Source organism: Streptomyces sp. NPDC044003 (genome assembly GCF_056435185.1).
The window spans coordinates 1-17,103 of sequence record NZ_JBWKFA010000014.1 but is presented as its reverse complement, the minus strand read 5'-3'; the positions used below and the strand labels follow the sequence as shown (position 1 = coordinate 17,103).

Genomic DNA, 17,103 nt, shown 5'->3' with positions numbered 1-17,103 from the left:
AAGCTCAGGACTCCTTGACCGCGATGGTCTCCACGGTGTTCGCCACGTGCTCGAAGGCGTCGGCCGCCTCTTCCAGCACATCCACGACCTGCTTGAGCTTCAGCACCTCGATGGCGTCGTACTTGCCGTTGAAGAGGTGGGCGAGCAGCTTGCGGTGGATCTGGTCCGCCTGGTTCTCGAGACGGTTGACCTCGATCCAGTACTCCGTGAGGTTGGCCATCGTCCGCAGGTTCGGCATGGCCTCCGCCGTCAGCTCGGCCGCCCGGGCCAGGACCTCGATCTGCTGCTCGACACCCTTGGGGAGCTCTTCGATGTTGTAGAGGACGACCAGGTCGACGGCCTCCTCCATGAAGTCCATGATGTCGTCGAGGGACGAAGCGAGGGAGTAGATGTCCTCGCGGTCGAACGGCGTGATGAAGGAGGAGTTGAGCTGGTGGAAGATCGCGTGGGTGGCGTCGTCACCGGCGTGCTCCGCTGCCCGCATCCGCTCCGCGATCTCGGCCCGGGCGGAAGGCTCCGCTCCGAGCAGTTCCATCAGGAGCTTGGAGCCCGTGACGATGTTGTCCGCGGACGCGGCAAACATGTCGTAGAAGCTCGTCTCCCTGGGGGTCAGACGAAATCGCACGTGAGGTCCTCGGGGTGCTGGGTTTCGGTCAGGCTGATGCTAGGCGCATCATCCGGCCACGGCTAACCGGCGTATCTCAGTGTCGCCCATCAGGCACAGTGAACTGCACGGGCCCCCGCCCGGATCGGCGGGGATCGGTACCATATACCCACGAGGGGTATACACCCCCTTATTGGACAACGGGAGGACGCGATGACGACCACCGAGGCGGACCAGGTCACCCCCCAGGCCGTCGAGACCGCCGAGGCCGTCGAGGCGGCCGACCACGGGCACGGCGTGCACGGCTACCACAAGCAGAAGGACGAGCACCTCAAGCGGCTCCGCCGGATCGAGGGCCAGATCCGCGGTCTGCAGCGGATGGTCGACGAGGACGTCTACTGCATCGACATACTCACGCAGGTCTCCGCCTCGACGAAGGCGCTCCAGTCCTTCGCCCTCCAGCTCCTGGAGGAGCACCTGCGGCACTGCGTCGCGGACGCGGCGGCCACGGGCGCGGGCATCGACGAGAAGGTCGAGGAGGCCACGAAGGCCATCGCCCGCATGATGCGCACCTGACAGGCAGGGGTGGACCGGGCCTCCCTCTCAGAGGTCCGCCGCCACCCGCAGCACTTCGTCGATCCGGTCGGCGCTGAGCCGTTCCCCGTCCGCGGCCGACGCCGCGATGATCAGTTCGCCGCAGAGCTCGATCTCGGCGAGGGCGACACAGTCCGGGTCTGCGGGCACGGTTGCTGTACCGGGCGGGGCCACGCGCATCCACCTCTTCCTGCCGGCGTCGGTCTCCCAGCGGTCTCCCAGCGTAGGGACGGGGCCACGTATCGCGCATGACACGTCCGGACCATTTGCCGATGGTCCGCGCCGCCACCGGGCCGGGTCAGGCCTTGATCTTCCCGGTGTAGATGTCCCGGCGGTCCGGGAGCGTCACCTCGACGGGAACCCCGAAGCCGTACAGCAGGGTCGTCGAGGCGACCGCGACCGTCCGGCCCTGGTTGCTGAAGCTGAACTGGTGGCGCACCTTCCGCAGCCTCCCCTCCGCGTCGAGGTACGCGTCGAAGGGCACGGTGTCCTTGGCGAACCCTTTCGCCGCCGCGGCGAGCGCCCCGCGCAGCTGCGGCGAGGCGGCGCGGGCGGCGTGGGCGATGTCGGCGACTCCCCGGTAGTGGCCGACTTTCACCCCTGCGAGCTCGACCTCGCCGAGGTACGTGACCTCGCGGGCGCCCCGTAGCAGCTCGGCCGCGGCGGCCGGATCGGTGGCGCCGTTGGTGACGAGGTTCCCGTCGTCGAGGGTCGTCGTGTCGACCCGTACCCACTTGTCGGCGGGGACTCCGGCGCCCCGGTTCTTCATGTACAGCGCGCCGGGGGTGAGGAGCTCGGTGATCGGCCGGTGTTCGCTCGCCCCCGCCGGGTCCTTCGGCAGCAGCACCTGGAGGTGTCCGGTGCGGCGCCGGAAGTCGTAGCCGCCCTCGCCCCGGATGGTGACCCGGGTCCCGCCGGCGGCCATCTCCATGGAGGTGCTCGCCTTGGACGTGCCGGCCTTCGCGAGGGCGTCGGCGGCGTTCCGTACGGCGAGGGCGGGGTCGGCCGCCGGCTTCGGGTCGTCGGGGGCGGCGCACCCGGAGAGCGCGGCCGTCCCGACGAGGGAGCCGACCAGGACGACGGTGACGGTGACCGCCCCGCGACCGAGACCGTGCGGACGCCCGTACCGCTGCACCATCATCGCCGCCAACCCCCAACGCCTCACCGCTGTTTGCCCGGGACCCGCCCTTCCCCGGGCCCTCGGGCCCGGGGACACCCGATCCGCATAACGACGGTCGGGGCCTGTCGTCACGCGCAGTACGGTGGTGGGGTGCAGGCGCAGGGATCCCCCCACACCACGACGACGACGGAGCGCGGCTCGTTCGCGCTGGCACGGTGCAGCTGTGGCTGGACGGGCCCGGCCCGCAGATCCCGCGACAAGGCCCGTACGGACGCGGCGGAGCACCTCCGTACGAACGGCTCCTAGGCGGCCAGGTCGTTCTGGCCTGTACCGGCGCCGGGCCCGCCGAGGCGGGGCTCGGAGATGCCGACGGCCTCGGGGCGGCGCGCCGCGTCGGCCCGGCGGGAGCGGACGAGCCGGGCGCCGCGGCCGGAGCGGGCGACGGCGGAGACGACGGGCGTGAGCAGGGCGAGCGCGACGGGGGCGAGGAGCAGCGCCACGGCGGTGCCGAGGGCGAAGCCGCCGATCACGTCGGTCGGGTAGTGGACGCCCATGTAGACGCGGGCGAAACCCTCGCCGAGCGCGAGGGCGATGGCGGCGAGGCCGAACCTGCGGTGGGCGACGAAGAGGCCGACGCCGAGGGCCATCGCGAGGGTGGCGTGGTCGCTGACGAAGGAGAAGTCGGTCTTCCCGTCGACGAGGACTTCGAGTCCCTGATGGTCCTTGAAGGGTCTGGGGCGCTCGACGAAGCCGCGGATGGGGATGTTGACCAGCAGGGCGACGCCGGCGGCCAGCGGGGCCCAGACGAGTCCGGCGACGGCCGAGACGGAGTCGTTGAGGCTGCCGCGCCGGCGGACGCTCCACCAGCACCAGAGCACGACGAGGACCATGGCGAGCACGATCCCGTACTCGCCGACGAACTCCATGACGCGGTCGAACCACGGCGGAGCGGCCTTGGCCAGTCCGTTGATGTCGTAGAGCAGGCCGACATCGGGGTTCACGCCGTCCGATGCGAGTCCAGCCATCTGCTGCGGCCCCTTGCTCTCGTGTCTGGTTTCCAACCCCCGTGGTCAGAGTGGTCGGATCAGGGAACGAACCGCCTGAGGCGCACGTTCCGCTCTCTCCGGTGGATCACGCCGACGTTATCGAAGAGTGACGGTGCACCGCAGCTCAGGGCCTGTGCATGACGGAGAGTTCCAGCCATGCCCGATACGCCCCGAAGGCCCGCCCGACGGCCCGTCTGCTTCCCTCAGGACTGCGGAAGATGGGTGGGCAGCGCCGCCGCGCCCTCCTTGGTGACCCGGGTGGCGCCGAAGTAGTCGGGGGTGTCGATCCGGTCGAAGCGGATCACCGCGCCGGTGCGGGGGGCGTCGATCATGTAGCCGCCGCCGACGTAGATGCCGACGTGCCGGATGGCCCGCGAGTTGGTCAGGTCGTCCGAGAAGAACACGAGGTCGCCCGGGAGCAGCTCGCCGCGGCTCGGGTGCGGACCGGCGTTGTACTGGTCGTTGGCGACGCGCGGCAGCTGCACGCCGACGCTGTCGTACGCGGCCTGGGTGAGCCCGGAGCAGTCGAAGCGCCCGTTCTGCGCGGCCGTGCCCGTACCGCCCCAGAGATACGGGGTGCCCAGCTTCTCCTGCGCGTACGTGATGGCGGCGGCGGCCTGCTGCGAGGGCGCGACGCGGCCCACCGGCCGGGCGAAGCTCTTCTCCAGGGACCGGATGATGCGGACGTAGTTCTGCGTCTCGCTGATGGGCGGCACTCCGCCGTGCTTGATCACCCGGTACGCGCCCGCGTTGTACGCGGCCAGCATGTTGTTCGCCGGGTCGCCGGGCACGTCCTTGACGTATCCGGCGAGCTCGCAGTCGTACGAGGCGGCCGACGGAATGGCGTCCTGCGGGTCCCAGATGTCCCGGTCGCCGTCCCCATCACCGTCGATGCCGTGCCCGGCCCAGGTGCCGGGGATGAACTGGGCGATGCCCCGGGCATCGGCCGGGGAGATCGCCCGCGGGTTCCAGCCGCTCTCCTGGTAGAGCTGGGCGGCGAGCAGAGCCGGGTTGATGGCGGGGCACAGATTCCCCCACCGCTGCACGAGCCCCTGATAGAGCGCGGGGACGGCCCCCTTGGCGAGAGCGACGGCACCGCCCTGTGCACCGCTCGCACCGGCGATCCCGGCGGCCGCGGAGTACGTGCCGATGACGAGCAGTGCGACGAAGCCGAGACAGACCCCGAGGACCCCACCGGCCCACAGCCACGCCTTGCCAGCCCTACGCACCGTCAACCACCCCTCGGCTCATGGCAGTACGCCAGGGCCGCCAGTCTAGGTGCCACCTGACGCCGCCCCAAGAGTGCAACAACGACAATCATTGCCCGGAGTCACTCTCCGTGATACACAGAGTGACCATACGCTTCTTCGCATGGAAACCGGCCATACCGTCGCAGGTCAAGACGGTCAGATCGGTCAAGTGTGCGGGGATCGGGTAAAGAGAGCCGCCAAGCCGTCACACGTGAGCGGTTTCATCAGCGAAGATAGGGCGATGACCCATGCCGTCCGGCAGGGGGAACCAAGTACCCAACAGGGGCGGTGAGTTACATGTACCTGGCGGCCGAGAAGGGCGACATCACCACCATCATCGGTGGAATCGCCCCGAACTGGGGACCTTTCGGGAGCCTGGGCAACGAGGCCAAGGTGATGGTCGAGGTCGTGATGGCCGTGGCCATCCTGCTCTGCCTCGGCATCGCCATCTGGGGAGCGGCCAAGCAGCGCATCGGCGCGACCGCCCTCCGTGACACGTTCAGCGCGGAACAGGGCAAGGGCCTGATCGTCGCCGGTCTGACCGGCGTCTTCATCATCGGATCGCTGGGGACGCTGTTCACCATCGTGTACGGGATGGCCGTCTGATCTCCCGTCGGACCCGACCCTCCTGAGAATGCGTTCCCTGATGCCCAGTCATGTTGAAGCACGGCCGTACCCGCGAACGAGTGAGGGGGCGTACCCGGCATGAGTCCCGGCGACGAGCACGACAGCTTCGGCGGCGTGGGCGGCTCGGGCCAGACCCGGACCCGCCTGCCCGAGGGCAACAGCGGCGACGTCTACGGCGGCGCCCGCCGCCCCGTCCGCAGCTCCCGATCCCTCATCACGGTCGTGGGCGTGGTGGTCCTCCTCGTCGCCGCCATCGCCTTCGCCAACCGCGGCGGCGGCGAACCGGCCGACGCGTCCGGCGCCCGCGCCGGCACCCCGGGCAGAACGACCCCTACATCCGCGACGGGCGTCCGCCCGGTCACCGGCAAAAACGGCCAGATCCCCACGGGCTACGCCCACGACGACCAGGGCGCACAGAGCGCGGCGACGAACTACGCGGTGGCGCTGGGGTCGGTCGAGATGTTCCAGGCCGCTTCCAGGGAACAGATCGTCCGTACCACCCACGCCCCCGCGATCGTGGACGACCTCGTGAAGCGGCTGGACGCCTCGTACTCGGCCGACTTCCTCGCGAGCATCGGGCTCGACGCGAACGGCGCCGCCCCGTCCGGCATGACCTTCGTGTCCCGCACGATCCCGGTCGGCGCCAAGGTCCGGGACTACACGGACACGTCCGCGACCGTCGAGGTCTGGTGCGCCGGCCTGGTCGGCCTCGCCGGCCCGGGCTCGACCAAGCCCGTCACGTCCACCTGGTTCACCATCACGGAGAAGCTCACGTGGGTCGGGGGCGACTGGCGCGTGGAGTCCTCCACCCAGAACGAGGGCCCCACCCCGGTCAACGGGGACAACCGCGCCTCCATGGCCGACGAGATCGCCGCGGCCGTCGAGGGATACGGAGGGTTCACCTATGCCCGCTAGCCGAAGCCTGGCGGGTCGCGCGACGGCCACACTCGCCGTCGCCTTCCTCAGCGCACCGCTCCTGCTCGCCTCGAACGCCCAGGCGGCCCCCACACCGACCCCGTCGACGCCCACGCCGACCCCGAGCAGCACCGACAACCCCTGCGCCCTCATCGTGGGGCAGGCCCGCGAGTACTGCGAGAAGGGACAGGCCGGCGGCGCAGCCGACAAGGCTCCCGTCGCCGACCCCACCGCCCTCGACCCCCTCTCCTCCCTCGCCCGAGGCTTCGCCGACGCCGCCGTCGCGACCATCGACTACCTCTCCAAGGCCGTCAAAGAAACCGCCGACGTCGACTTCACCAACCTGCAGTTCCTCGGCCGCTACGCCATCGTCTTCGCCGCCGCCACCTTCCTCACCCTCCTCCTCTGGCTCCTCGCCGTCGCCAAGCGGGCCGTCCGTGGCGTCCCCCTCACCACGGCCCTCTCCGAGGCCATCGGCTTCCTCTGGCTGACGGTCCTCGCCTCCGCGTTCACGCCGCTGATCCTCTACACCGTCGTCAACGCCACCGACGCCATCACCGAGGTCATCGCCTCCGGCACCGGCAAACAGACCGACATCTTCTTCGGCAGCTTCAAGGAGGCCCTGCAGAAGGGCGACAGCATCGGTGGCGGCCCCATCATGCTGATCATCGTGTCCCTGGTGACCGTCCTCGCGGCCGGCGTGCTCTACCTGGAGCTGTTCCTCCGCGCCGTCCTGCTGTACGTCGGCGCCCTCCTCGGCGTCGTCGTCTACTCCGGCCTCGTCGACAAGAACATGTGGGGCCACGTCCGCCGCTGGGCCGGCATCATGATCGCGATCATCCTGGTCAAACCGGTCATCGTGATCGTCCTCGGCCTGGCCGGCGCGCTCTCCTCCGACGACGGCCCCGACTCCGTCTCCGCCGTCGTGTCCGGCCTCTCGATCATCCTGCTCGCCATCTTCGCGTCCGCAATGATCTACCGCTTCGTCCCCGGCTTCGGCGACGAGATCGCCGCCTCCCGCAACAACCGCCTCCACCGCGCCGGCGAGAACGCGGCCGCGGCCGTCATCTCCTCCCCCGCGTCCCTCGTCTCCCAGGGCATCAAGACCCACAGCACCCGCGACAGCGGCGGAGGCGGCTCCCAGGGCTCCGCGCCCCGCCCCGCCAACGCCGTGTCCGGCGGCATGGCCGCGCACAGCAGCCGCGGCGGAGGCGGCTCCACCGGCGGCTCGACGCCCCCGCCCCGTAGCAGCAGTCCCACCGCGGGTACCCCGCACAGCAACCGCAAGAACTCTGGAGGTGCAGGGCGTTGACGACCCAGTCCCAGCCGGTCGCGCCCCGCCGCACGTATCTCGTCGGCCGTGCCCGGCCGAACGCGATCGTCGGCAAGAACCGCGAGACCGGCGAGATCGCCCTGATCATCGTCGGCGCCTTCCTCGGCATGATGAGCGGACTCCTCGTCCCCGCCCTCCCCCTGCGGATCGCGCTCCTCGCGGGCCTGCCCATGCTCGCGATCGCCGCCGTGTACCTCCCGTACAAGCACCGCACGTTCTACAAGTGGTTCGAGATCAACCGCAGCTACAAGCGGATGCTCAAGCGCGGCACCGCCTACCGCTCCGTCGCCTACGAGGCCGGCACCCGCCTCGACGGCCGCGAGGTCGAGGTCGGCCCGCCCCCCGGCATCGGCCGCGTCGGCTGGCTCGCCGCCCCCTTCGGCCCGGACGAGATCGCCGTCCTCCTGCACGCCGACCGCCGCACCGTCACCGCCGCCATCGAGATCGAGGGCCCCGGTGTCGGCCTGCGCGACAGCGAGGACCAGGAGGCCCTGGTCGACCGCTTCGGCACCCTCCTGAAGCACGTCGCCAACGGCGACGGCTTCGTGACCCGCCTCCAGATGCTCGCCCGTACGCTCCCCGCCGACCCCGACGCGCACGCCAAGGACGTCGGCCAGCGCGGCGACCCGCACGCGCCCGCGTGGCTCCAGGAGTCCTACGACCAGCTCCAGTCGATGGTCTCCACCTCCAGCGAGCAGCACCGCGCCTACCTCGTCGCCTGCATGCACTACACCCGCGAGCTCGCCGCCGAGGCCAACGCCATGGCCCGCGCCGCCCGCCACGCCTCCGGCGCCCGCAAGCTCGACCGCGACGCCGGCCTCGCCGTCGTCATGGCCCGCGAGCTCACCGACATCTGCGCCCGCCTCGCCGAGGCGGACATCCGCGTCCGCCAGCCCCTCGGCCAGTCCCGCCTCGCGTCCCTCGTGCACTCCATGTACGACCCGGACCACCCCATCGACCACATCCAGGCCATGACGAAACGAAACGCTTGGCCGGCCGAACTCGACGCGATGGAACCGACGTACCTCCAGGCCAAGACCCGCGAGTCCTCCACCCGCGCCCCCTGGTGCCACGCCACCGCCTGGGTGAAGGAGTGGCCGATGACCCCGGTCGGCGTGAACTTCCTCGCCCCGCTCCTCGTCCACACCCCCGACGTCATCCGCACGGTCGCGGTCACCATGGACCTGGAGCCCACCGAGGTCGCCATCGAGCGCATGCTCACCGAGAAGACCAACGACGAGGCCGACGCCAGCCGCGCCGCCAAGATGAACCGCACGGTCGACCCGCGCGACATCGCCGCCCACGGCCGGCTCGACCAGCGGGGTGAAGATCTCGCCAGCGGCGCGGCAGGAGTGAACCTCGTCGGGTACATCACGGTGTCGTCGCGTTCGCCCGAGGCCCTCGCCCGGGACAAGCGCACGATCAGGGCCTCCGCCGGCAAGTCGTATCTGAAGCTGGAGTGGTGCGACCGCGAGCACCACCGGGCCTTTGTGAACACCCTGCCGTTCGCGACCGGCATCCGCCGCTAGGGCCGAAGGGGCACAGACCCATGCGAGATCCGCTGTCCGTCCTCACCGAAGCCTTCACCGCCTTCCTCTTCGGGAAGGTGGAGACGACCCGCCTGCCCGTCCGCACCTCCACCGGGCAGGCCCAGGCCGTCTACCTGCCGACCGCCGCGCCCGGACTCGGCGACTCCGGCGTCATCATCGGCCGCGAGGTCTACAGCGGCAAGGGCTACATCTACGACCCCTTCCAGCTGTACGGGCAGCAGCTCCCCGCCCCGCACTGGCTGGTCCTGGGCGAGTCCGGCAACGGAAAGTCGGCCCTCGAGAAGACGTACGTGCTCCGCCAGCTCCGCTTCCGCGACCGGCAGGTCGTCGTCCTCGACGCCCAGGGTGAGGACGGCGTCGGCGAATGGAACCTCATCGCCCAGGAGCTGGGGATAACTCCCATCCGCCTGGACCCGATGGTCGCCAACGACGCCGGGATCCGTCTCAACCCCCTGGACCCGTCGATCACCACGACGGGCCAGCTGGCCCTGCTCCGCACCATCATCGAGGTGGCGATGGGCCACGGCCTCGACGAGCGCGCCGGCTTCGCGCTCAAGGTCGCCCACGCCTACGTCACCGAGCACACCACCGACCGTCAGCCGATCCTCACCGACATCGTCGAGCGCCTGCGCCACCCGGAGGCCGAATCGGCGGAGGCGATGAACGTCGACATAGACGACGTACGGGCCTGGGGCCTCGACGTCGCGCTCGTCCTCGACCGCCTGGTGGACGGTGACCTGCGCGGCATGTTCGACGGCCCGACCACGGTCGGCATCGACCTGGACGCCCCGCTCATCGTCTTCGACCTGTCCCACATCGACCGCAACTCCATCGCCATGCCCATCCTCATGGCGATCGTCGGCGTCTGGCTGGAACACACCTGGATCCGCCCCGACCGGAAGAAGCGCATCTTCCTGGTCGAGGAGGCCTGGCACATCATCAACAGCCCGTTCGTGGCCCAGCTGTTCCAGCGCCTCCTCAAGTTCGGCCGCCGCCTCGGCCTGTCCTTCGTCGCGGTCGTCCACCACCTCTCCGACGTCGTCGACGGAGCGGCGGCGAAAGAAGCGGCGGCGATCCTCAAGATGGCCTCCACCCGGACCATCTACGCCCAGAAAGCCGACGAGGCACGCAACACGGGCCGAGTCCTGGGCCTCCCCCGCTGGGCGGTCGAGATCATCCCGACCCTCACCCCCGGCATCGCGGTCTGGGACGTCAACGGCAACGTGCAGGTGGTCAAACACCTCATCACCGAGAAGGAACGCCCGCTCGTCTACACCGACCGCGCCATGACGGAGTCCTCCGTCACGGACCCGGAGCTGGAGTGGGAGACCGAGCAGCGGGCGATCCTCATCGAGCAGCAGATGAACGGCACTTCGCAGTCGACGGTGGCGTAGATGGAACCGGCGCGGAAGGGAGGCGGAGGGATCTCCGACGGGCTGCTCCTCAGCCTGTTCGCCCTCCTCCTCTGCCTCACGGTCCTGGTGTGGACGGCGACGGGCCTGGCGGGCCTGTTCGCCCACGGCGCTTGGCCGCAGGGGGTCGTCTTCACGGGCACCCCGTCGGCCCTGCGCGCCCTGGCGACGGCCCCGACGGACCTCCCGGCGGCCTGGCCGGCCACCCCGCCGACCCAGCTCTCCGGGTACGGCCTCTTCTGGGGCCTGCTGATCGGCGAGGCGATGATCCTGATGGTCCTCGCGATCTTCGTCCTCGGCACGGTGACCCGCTGGCGCGCAGTCCGCGCGAACCGGAAGGCGGGGGCGTACAAGACGACTCCCGCACGGGTACGGGAGAAGGCGGAGGTACGGGAGAAGGCAGAGGTACGGAAGGACTCAGAGGTACGGGAAGACACGGAGGTACGGGAGGAGCGCACCGCACCCCCGGCCCCGCGCCGCCCGGCGGAGGAGCACGCACCGGCCCCGGCCCCCGTGCCGGCCCCCGCGGCAGAGGCACCACCGGTCACCCCGGCTCCAGCCGCCTCGACCCCCACCCCCATAACCACCCCCGGCACGCTCTACGGCCCCCCGGAGACCCGCCGCCCGGCCGCCGTGCAGGCGATCCTGGACGCGGAGGGCCCGGTCCTCGTCGTCACCTCCGACCCCGAGGTCTGGTCCTCGACCAAGGACGCCCGCGGCAAACTCGGCCCGGTCCTGGTCCACGACCCCGGCCACCTCTGCGACACCCCCGCCCGGCTCCACTGGTCACCGTCCGAGCGCTGCGAGGACCCGGCGGTGGCGCAGGAACGCGCGATCGCCCTGCTCGCCCCCGTACGCCCGCACTCCCGCCTCGACGCGGCCACCGCCGACACCGCGGAGACGCTCCTGCGCTGCTGGCTGCACGCCGCGGCCGTCGACGGCCGCCCCTTCCGGCAGGTGCACCGCTGGGCGCAGGGCGCGGGGGCCCACGAGCCCGTACGCATCCTCCGCAGCCACCCGAAGGCCGCCTCGGGCCTGGCGGGCCTCCTGGAGTCGGCGCTGACGGCACACCCGGAAAGCCGCCGCCTGGCCCAGGAACTGACGGCCCGTGCGCTGGCGTCGCTGTCCTCGATCCACATCAGGGAGGCGTGCGTACCGAATCGAACTGATTCGCTGGCGCTCGCATCTTTCCTCGCCGAACAGGGCACGCTCTACGTGGTGGGCGAGGCGATCGAGGATCCCCGCACCCACCCCGGCGCGATGCCGCTCCTGACGGCCCTCGCCGCAAGCGTGGTCGAGCACGGCCGCCGCATGGCCGCACGGTCATCCGACGGTCGGCTCGACCCACCACTGACGCTCGTCCTCGAAGACGTCGCCGCAGTGGCCCCGCTCCCCCAACTCCCGGACCTCCTGGCCACCGGCCACCACCAGGGCCTCCCGACCCTGGCCCTGATGCGCTCGGAAGAACAGGCCAGGTACCGGTGGCCCACCGGGTGGGCAATCGTCCCGCAGGGCGGGACGGGTGGGCACACGGGACGGCGCCCCGGGCCGGGCCTGGGCTCCCGCGCCTGAACGGCTACCCGACGACACGGCACCGCCCAACCGCACCCCCCTAACGGGAGCTCGGCCGCACGAACTCGTACTCCAGCTCCTGGGCCGAGTCGTCCCCCGGCATCGCCACGGCGTCCCCGGTGGCGACAAACCCGAACCGCCGATAGAACGCCGCGGCCCGCGCGTTCTCCTCGTGCACATACAGCCGCACCCGCGCCACCGCCGGCTCCGGCAGCGTCCAGGACCACTCCACGCCCGCCCGGAACAGGGCGTCGATCACACCGGTCCCCCGCGCCTCGGGACGTACGTACACGCCGACGATGTGCGTCTGGTCGACCTTCGCCGCCTCACCGAAGCGCACCTCGTCCGACGGCCGCTCCACGAGCAGCGAGATCGTGCCCGCCCAGCTCCCGTCCGGGGCCTCGGCCACGAACTGCCGCGCCTTCCCCTCGCCGGTCTCGGACGCGCCCTCCGCCCGGTCCTTCCAGAAGGCGTCGGGCCGCTCGACCGCGTCCTCGTACGTGTCGAGGAACGCCAGGTGCGCGACCGGGTCCTGGAGAGCGGCCAGCCGGATCTCGCGGGTCCGCTCCCACTCGTCGGCGCGGATGGTGCGTATCGAATAGTCCATGACGTCGATCCTGACGACCCACGACACCCCCTGACAAGGGCATTTCCCCGAGACCATGGCCACCCCGTCGTACCCCGGTACCACCCCCGCCCCGGCACACCCACCCCGAGTCCGACGCCCGGCCCCCGCCCGCTCCCTAGCGTCGAAGGCATGATCCGAGCAGAGAACCTCACCAAGCGGTACGGGGACACCACCGTCGTCCAGGACCTCAGCTTCACCGTCCGCCCGGGCTCCGTCACCGGCTTCCTCGGCCCCAACGGCGCCGGAAAGTCCACCACCCTCCGCATGATCCTCGGCCTCGACGCCCCCACCCGCGGCCACGCCACCGTCGACGGCCGCCCCTACGCCGCCCACCGCGCCCCGCTCACCCACGTCGGCGCCCTTCTGGAAGCCCGCTCCGTGCACCCCGGCCGCTCCGCCCACCACCACCTCATGGCACTGGCCCACACGCACGGCATCCCACGCGCCCGCGTGGAGCGGGTTCTGGCCCTCGCGGGCCTCACCCACGTCGCCCACAAGCGCGTCAAAGGCTTCTCCCTCGGCATGGGCCAGCGCCTCGGCATCGCCGCCGCGCTCCTCGGCGACCCGGCCACCGTCGTCCTCGACGAACCGGTCAACGGCCTCGACCCGGAGGGCGTCCTCTGGATCCGTACCCTCCTCAAGAACCTGGCGGCCGAGGGCCGTACCGTCCTCGTCTCCTCCCACCTGATGAGCGAGATGGCGCTCACCGCCGACCACCTGATCGTCATCGGCAAGGGCCGGCTCCTCGCGGACACCACGGTCGACGAGCTCGTACGAACCTCGGGCGGAGCGAGCGTCAAAGTCGTCACCCCGGAGGCGGACCGCCTGCGCACGCTCCTCCCCGGCACCCGCATCACCACACAGGCCCCGGACACCCTCCTCGTCACCGGCCTGGAGGCCCCGGAGATCGGCCGCGCGGCCGCGGCCCACGCCGTGCCCCTCCACGAACTCACCCCGCAGGCCGCGTCCCTGGAGCAGGCGTTCATGGACCTCACCCGCGACTCCGTCGAATACCAGGGAGCCCCCGCATGACGACGACAACGACCACCACAACGACCACGAGGACAACCGCTCCCGAGATCAAGATCAAGATCACCCCGTCCCGGGTCCTCCGCTCGGAGTGGCACAAGCTGTGGACGGTCCGCTCCACCTGGATCACCGTCCTCACCTCCGCCGCGCTCCTCCTCGGCGTCGGCGTCCTCATGGGCGCCACGTACACCTCCGACGGCGGCGACTCCGACGTCGACACCGTCGTCCTCACCCTGTACGGCTCCCAGCTCGGCGGCATCGCCCTCGCCGTCCTCGGCATCCTCGTCACCGCCGGCGAGTACGCGACGGGCATGATCCGCGCGACCCTCACCGCCGTCCCGAGCCGACTCCCGGTCCTCTGGGCAAAGGCAACGATCTACACGACCACCGTCTTCACCGTCTCCTTCCTCACCGCCCTCCTGACCTTCCTCACCGCCCAGATCTTCCTCTCCGACACCGACCAGGCCGCCTCCCTCACCGACGACGGCGTCCTCGCCGCCGTCGCGGGCAACGCCGCCGGCGTCACCCTCCTCGGCCTGATCGCCCTCGGCCTCGGCGCCGCCCTCCGCTCGGTGCCGGGCGCGATCGGCGCCTTCGTCGGCGGGGTCCTGATCGTCCCGGAGATCCTCGGGATGCTCCCGTACGAGGTGATGGACACGGTCGTCCGGTACTTCCCCACACAGGCGGCCGGCGCCCTCGGCTCCGCGACCCCGCTCCCCGGCGCCGCCTCACCCGGCGCGGCCCTCCTGGCCCTGCTCCTGTGGGCGGCCGCGGCACTCGCCGTCCCGGCGCTGCTGCTCAAGCGCCGCGACGTATAGGGATGATGACGGAGTGACGACGGAGACGACAGGCCCGAGCCGGTACGCCCGGCAGCTCATGGCCCGGGTCCGGGCCTTCGACACGGCCCGCCCCTGGGTCTGGGACGCCACGCTCACCACTGTGTGGACGGCAGCGGCCCTGGTGGACGCGGCCGGCGGCTGGCGGAACACCGCCCGGGACCCGTCCGTCCCCGTCTGGCTCGTCGTCACCCTGACCCTCGGGCTCTCCGTCCCCCTGTACTGGCGCCGCCGCCACCCCATGACAGCCCTGGCGGTGATGGCCGGCGCGGCCCTCGTCAGCGACGCCTCAGGGGCCTTCCTCCAGGCGTCGTACCTCCAGATGCTCCCGGTCTACCACCTGGCACTCAGCCGCCCGCCGCGCGCGCTCCTGTGGTCCCTGGCCCTGATCGCCCCGCCCCTGGTCACCGGCGCCCTCCGCTTCCGGTCGGAGTCCTGGGACCAACGCGTTGTCCCCACCCTGTGGGCGTACGCACTCGTCGCCCTCCTCGGCATCGCGGTCCGCTCCCGCAGGGACGACCGCGCCCACGAGGTCCGCCTCGCCGCCACCGCCGAACGCGCCCGGATCGCCCGGGAGATGCACGACATCATCGGCCACAACCTGTCCGTCATCACCGGCCTGGCGGACGGCGGCCGGTACGCGGCGGCGAAGAACCCGGAGCGCGCCGCCCAGGCCCTCGACGCCATCGGCACGACGAGCCGCCAGGCCCTCGCCGAACTCCGCCGTCTCCTGAGCGTCCTGCACGAGGACGAGGAGACGGCGACCCGCGCCCCCCAGCCGAGCCTGACCGACCTGGAACCCCTCATCGCAGGCGTACGGAGAGCAGGTCTGCCGGTCCACACCGATCTGCCCCCGGACGCACCCGCGCTCTCGGCCGGCGCCCAACTGACGGTCTACCGCGTGCTCCAGGAGGCCCTGACGAACACCCTGAAGCACGCGGGCGCCGGCGCGGAGGCGAACGTCCGCCTCTCGTACGGCCCCAAGGCCCTGGAGCTGGTCGTCACCGACACGGGCACGACATCGCCCACCCCCGGCCGGGGCCACGGCCTCACCGGAATGCACGAGCGCGCGGCCCGCTACGACGGCACACTCGAGACCGGCCCGCTGCCGACCGGCGGCGGCTGGCGCGTACGGCTCCGACTTCCCCTGGAGGACTCCCCCTCGTGACGACCGTTCTCATCGCGGACGACCAGCCGATGCAGCGCTTCGGCTTCCGCATGCTGCTGGAGAGCCAGGACGACATGACGGTCGTCGGCGAGGCGTCGAACGGCACCGAGGCGATCCGCCTGGTCGACCGGCACCACCCCGACGTCGTCCTGATGGACATCCGGATGCCCGGCCTGGACGGCATCGAGGCCACGCGCCGCATCATCGCGACGGGCGCCCGCACCCGCATCCTGATCGTCACGACCTTCGACCTCGACGAGTACGCGTACGACGGGCTCCGCGCCGGCGCGAGCGGCTTCCTGGTGAAGGACGCCCAGCCCGAGGAACTCCTCGCGGGCATCCGCGCGGTGGCCGCCGGCGACGCGGTCGTCGCCCCGAGCCTGACCCGCCGCCTCCTGGACGCCTATATCCACCACCTCCCCCCGACGACAGCCCAGGCCCCGGAGGAAGACCCCCGCCTCGCTCCCCTCACGGACCGGGAACGCGAAATCCTCACGGTCATCGGCAAGGGCTGGAGCAACACGGAAATCGCGGAACGCCTCCACCTGGCGGAATCCACGGTCAAAACCCACGTGGGCCGCATCCTCGCGAAAACGGGCACCCGAGACCGCGTCCAGGCAGTGATCCTGGCCTACGACACCCACCTGGTCACGCCGGCCTGACGGCCGAGACCGCCGGCCTACCCGACAAGCCCGCGCCAGAACTCCACAGTCGCCTCGGCCTCCCGCACCGTGGGGTACTCATAGGCCTCGTCGAACTCGCGACTGATGTAGTCGGCGAGGTCCTCTCCGTAGTAGATGATGTCGGTCCCCCAGACCGACAACACAGGATGCCCCTCCGTCCCGCGCCCTGCGGGAAGGAATCGGTGCGCGTAGACAGGGATCAGCTGAGGCACTTTGGCCAGCTCCACCACTGCCACGGCCAGGGCATCCGCCGCCTCGGAGGGCCGCTCACCCCACGAGCGCTCCCAGTAGGACCCGTGCTCGACCTCCCACAGCACCCCGTCCACGGGCCACGCCAGGTGCGAACGGAGTTCGCCGGGGTCACCGTTGCGCCAGTCGGGCCACGGCTTCTCCCACGTGGCCCCTTCTTCCGGCGGCGCCCAGACGGGCAGGCCGGCGGCGAGAAAGGCCCTGTGGTCGTCGGAGAACCGGATGCCGTACGCAGCCTCGACGCACTCGAACTCCTCGTCGGTCAGACCAGGCTCGATCGTGCAGCAGTCGGCCTCCCTCAAGCGACGAAGAGCTTCGGCCCCCAGGCGGGCTCCATCACTGTTGATCACGCCGGGAACTGTAAACGCAGCCTCCCGACCACCGAAAGGTAATAAACGCAGAAAAGCCCCGCACCATGAGGTGCGGGGCTTTCCCACAATGATTGTTCGGCGGCGTCCTACTCTCCCACAGGGTCCCCCCTGCAGTA

The 17,103-nt window shown here is 71.0% G+C and carries 19 protein-coding genes; 12 read left to right on the top strand and 7 right to left on the bottom strand.

Going from position 1 to position 17,103, the window contains the following annotated elements; all coding sequences use genetic code 11:
- Positions 1–4: 4 nt before the first annotated feature.
- A complete protein-coding gene (locus AC07AW_RS36135; protein ID WP_116159771.1) occupies positions 5–625 on the bottom strand; it encodes a DUF47 domain-containing protein in 621 nt (206 codons plus the stop codon).
- Between the two features lie 192 nt (positions 626–817).
- Here AC07AW_RS36135 and AC07AW_RS36130 point away from each other — a divergent pair, with 192 nt between their 5' ends.
- Positions 818–1,180: a metal-sensitive transcriptional regulator gene (locus AC07AW_RS36130; RefSeq protein WP_478819692.1), complete on the top strand. Its 363-nt coding sequence runs from the start codon at positions 818–820 to the stop codon at positions 1,178–1,180.
- A gap of 27 nt (positions 1,181–1,207) precedes the next feature.
- On the opposite strand, the gene AC07AW_RS36125 is transcribed toward AC07AW_RS36130, so the two are convergent.
- Both AC07AW_RS36125 and AC07AW_RS36120 read right to left on the bottom strand, forming a co-directional pair.
- Entirely contained in the window at positions 1,208–1,378 is a 171-nt protein-coding gene (locus AC07AW_RS36125; protein WP_356905731.1) for a hypothetical protein, read from the bottom strand.
- Between the two features lie 118 nt (positions 1,379–1,496).
- On the bottom strand, positions 1,497–2,339 hold the full coding sequence (locus AC07AW_RS36120) for an SCO4651 family lipoprotein (RefSeq protein WP_478819691.1): 843 nt from the start codon (positions 2,337–2,339) through the stop codon (positions 1,497–1,499).
- Between the two features lie 129 nt (positions 2,340–2,468).
- Between AC07AW_RS36120 and AC07AW_RS36115 the strand changes: the two genes are divergently transcribed.
- Positions 2,469–2,624 (top strand): hypothetical protein, encoded by a 156-nt coding sequence (locus tag AC07AW_RS36115; RefSeq protein ID WP_478819690.1) that lies wholly within the window; start codon positions 2,469–2,471, stop codon positions 2,622–2,624.
- On the opposite strand, the gene AC07AW_RS36110 is transcribed toward AC07AW_RS36115, so the two are convergent.
- Both AC07AW_RS36110 and AC07AW_RS36105 read right to left on the bottom strand, forming a co-directional pair.
- A complete protein-coding gene (locus AC07AW_RS36110) occupies positions 2,621–3,343 on the bottom strand; it encodes a phosphatase PAP2 family protein (RefSeq protein WP_478819689.1) in 723 nt (240 codons plus the stop codon). The two genes, AC07AW_RS36115 and AC07AW_RS36110, sit on opposite strands and share 4 nt — an antisense overlap.
- 224 nt (positions 3,344–3,567) lie before the next feature.
- On the bottom strand, positions 3,568–4,593 hold the full coding sequence (locus AC07AW_RS36105) for a C40 family peptidase (protein ID WP_478819688.1): 1,026 nt from the start codon (positions 4,591–4,593) through the stop codon (positions 3,568–3,570).
- 318 nt (positions 4,594–4,911) lie between these two features.
- Here AC07AW_RS36105 and AC07AW_RS36100 point away from each other — a divergent pair, with 318 nt between their 5' ends.
- From AC07AW_RS36100 to AC07AW_RS36075, 6 genes are all read left to right on the top strand, one after another.
- Complete coding sequence (locus tag AC07AW_RS36100) at positions 4,912–5,220, top strand: hypothetical protein (RefSeq protein WP_366038879.1); 309 nt, start codon at positions 4,912–4,914, stop codon at positions 5,218–5,220.
- A 99-nt stretch (positions 5,221–5,319) separates the two neighbouring features.
- Entirely contained in the window at positions 5,320–6,156 is an 837-nt protein-coding gene (locus AC07AW_RS36095; protein WP_478819687.1) for a DUF8175 domain-containg protein, read from the top strand.
- Complete coding sequence (locus AC07AW_RS36090; RefSeq protein ID WP_478819686.1) at positions 6,146–7,468, top strand: hypothetical protein; 1,323 nt, start codon at positions 6,146–6,148, stop codon at positions 7,466–7,468. Before AC07AW_RS36095 ends, AC07AW_RS36090 begins: the two co-directional genes overlap by 11 nt.
- Positions 7,465–9,018, top strand: a complete 1,554-nt coding sequence (locus AC07AW_RS36085; RefSeq protein ID WP_478819685.1) for an SCO6880 family protein — start codon at positions 7,465–7,467, stop codon at positions 9,016–9,018. The genes AC07AW_RS36090 and AC07AW_RS36085 overlap by 4 nt, the downstream gene beginning before the upstream one ends.
- 20 nt (positions 9,019–9,038) lie before the next feature.
- Positions 9,039–10,433, top strand: coding sequence for an ATP-binding protein (locus AC07AW_RS36080; RefSeq protein WP_478819684.1), 1,395 nt, complete (start codon positions 9,039–9,041; stop codon positions 10,431–10,433).
- Positions 10,434–12,023 carry a P-loop NTPase family protein gene (locus tag AC07AW_RS36075; protein ID WP_478819683.1) on the top strand — a complete coding sequence of 530 codons (1,590 nt, stop codon included), beginning with the start codon at positions 10,434–10,436 and terminating at the stop codon, positions 12,021–12,023.
- Between the two features lie 40 nt (positions 12,024–12,063).
- Here AC07AW_RS36075 and AC07AW_RS36070 read toward each other — a convergent pair whose 3' ends face one another.
- A complete protein-coding gene (locus AC07AW_RS36070; RefSeq protein WP_478819682.1) occupies positions 12,064–12,630 on the bottom strand; it encodes a GNAT family N-acetyltransferase in 567 nt (188 codons plus the stop codon).
- 150 nt (positions 12,631–12,780) lie between these two features.
- On the opposite strand from AC07AW_RS36070, the gene AC07AW_RS36065 reads away from it, so the two are divergent.
- From AC07AW_RS36065 to AC07AW_RS36050, 4 genes are read left to right on the top strand one after another with little or no spacing between them, the layout of a single operon-like run.
- The gene (locus AC07AW_RS36065; protein ID WP_478819681.1) at positions 12,781–13,683 is read left to right on the top strand and encodes an ABC transporter ATP-binding protein; all 903 of its coding nucleotides are present in this window, start codon (positions 12,781–12,783) and stop codon (positions 13,681–13,683) included.
- Positions 13,680–14,498 (top strand): ABC transporter permease, encoded by an 819-nt coding sequence (locus AC07AW_RS36060; RefSeq protein ID WP_478819680.1) that lies wholly within the window; start codon positions 13,680–13,682, stop codon positions 14,496–14,498. Before AC07AW_RS36065 ends, AC07AW_RS36060 begins: the two co-directional genes overlap by 4 nt.
- Positions 14,499–14,511: 13 nt before the next feature.
- On the top strand, positions 14,512–15,684 hold the full coding sequence (locus AC07AW_RS36055; protein ID WP_478819679.1) for a sensor histidine kinase: 1,173 nt from the start codon (positions 14,512–14,514) through the stop codon (positions 15,682–15,684).
- Positions 15,681–16,346 carry a response regulator gene (locus AC07AW_RS36050; RefSeq protein WP_478819678.1) on the top strand — a complete coding sequence of 222 codons (666 nt, stop codon included), beginning with the start codon at positions 15,681–15,683 and terminating at the stop codon, positions 16,344–16,346. Before AC07AW_RS36055 ends, AC07AW_RS36050 begins: the two co-directional genes overlap by 4 nt.
- Positions 16,347–16,363: 17 nt before the next feature.
- Here the strand turns inward: AC07AW_RS36050 and AC07AW_RS36045 are convergent, their stop codons facing one another.
- On the bottom strand, positions 16,364–16,966 hold the full coding sequence (locus tag AC07AW_RS36045; RefSeq protein ID WP_478819677.1) for a hypothetical protein: 603 nt from the start codon (positions 16,964–16,966) through the stop codon (positions 16,364–16,366).
- Positions 16,967–17,103: the final 137 nt, after the last annotated feature.

Excerpts from the sequence above, each read along its gene's own strand:
- AC07AW_RS36130 (WP_478819692.1), top strand. The coding sequence starts at position 818 with ATGACGACCACCGAGGCGGACCAGGTCACCCCCCAGGCCGTCGAGACC.
- AC07AW_RS36125 (WP_356905731.1), bottom strand. The coding sequence starts at position 1,378 with ATGCGCGTGGCCCCGCCCGGTACAGCAACCGTGCCCGCAGACCCGGAC.
- AC07AW_RS36120 (WP_478819691.1), bottom strand. The coding sequence starts at position 2,339 with ATGATGGTGCAGCGGTACGGGCGTCCGCACGGTCTCGGTCGCGGGGCG.
- AC07AW_RS36110 (WP_478819689.1), bottom strand. The coding sequence starts at position 3,343 with ATGGCTGGACTCGCATCGGACGGCGTGAACCCCGATGTCGGCCTGCTC.
- AC07AW_RS36100 (WP_366038879.1), top strand. The coding sequence starts at position 4,912 with ATGTACCTGGCGGCCGAGAAGGGCGACATCACCACCATCATCGGTGGA.
- AC07AW_RS36095 (WP_478819687.1), top strand. The coding sequence starts at position 5,320 with ATGAGTCCCGGCGACGAGCACGACAGCTTCGGCGGCGTGGGCGGCTCG.
- AC07AW_RS36090 (WP_478819686.1), top strand. The coding sequence starts at position 6,146 with ATGCCCGCTAGCCGAAGCCTGGCGGGTCGCGCGACGGCCACACTCGCC.
- AC07AW_RS36080 (WP_478819684.1), top strand. The coding sequence starts at position 9,039 with ATGCGAGATCCGCTGTCCGTCCTCACCGAAGCCTTCACCGCCTTCCTC.
- AC07AW_RS36075 (WP_478819683.1), top strand. The coding sequence starts at position 10,434 with ATGGAACCGGCGCGGAAGGGAGGCGGAGGGATCTCCGACGGGCTGCTC.
- AC07AW_RS36070 (WP_478819682.1), bottom strand. The coding sequence starts at position 12,630 with ATGGACTATTCGATACGCACCATCCGCGCCGACGAGTGGGAGCGGACC.
- AC07AW_RS36065 (WP_478819681.1), top strand. The coding sequence starts at position 12,781 with ATGATCCGAGCAGAGAACCTCACCAAGCGGTACGGGGACACCACCGTC.
- AC07AW_RS36060 (WP_478819680.1), top strand. The coding sequence starts at position 13,680 with ATGACGACGACAACGACCACCACAACGACCACGAGGACAACCGCTCCC.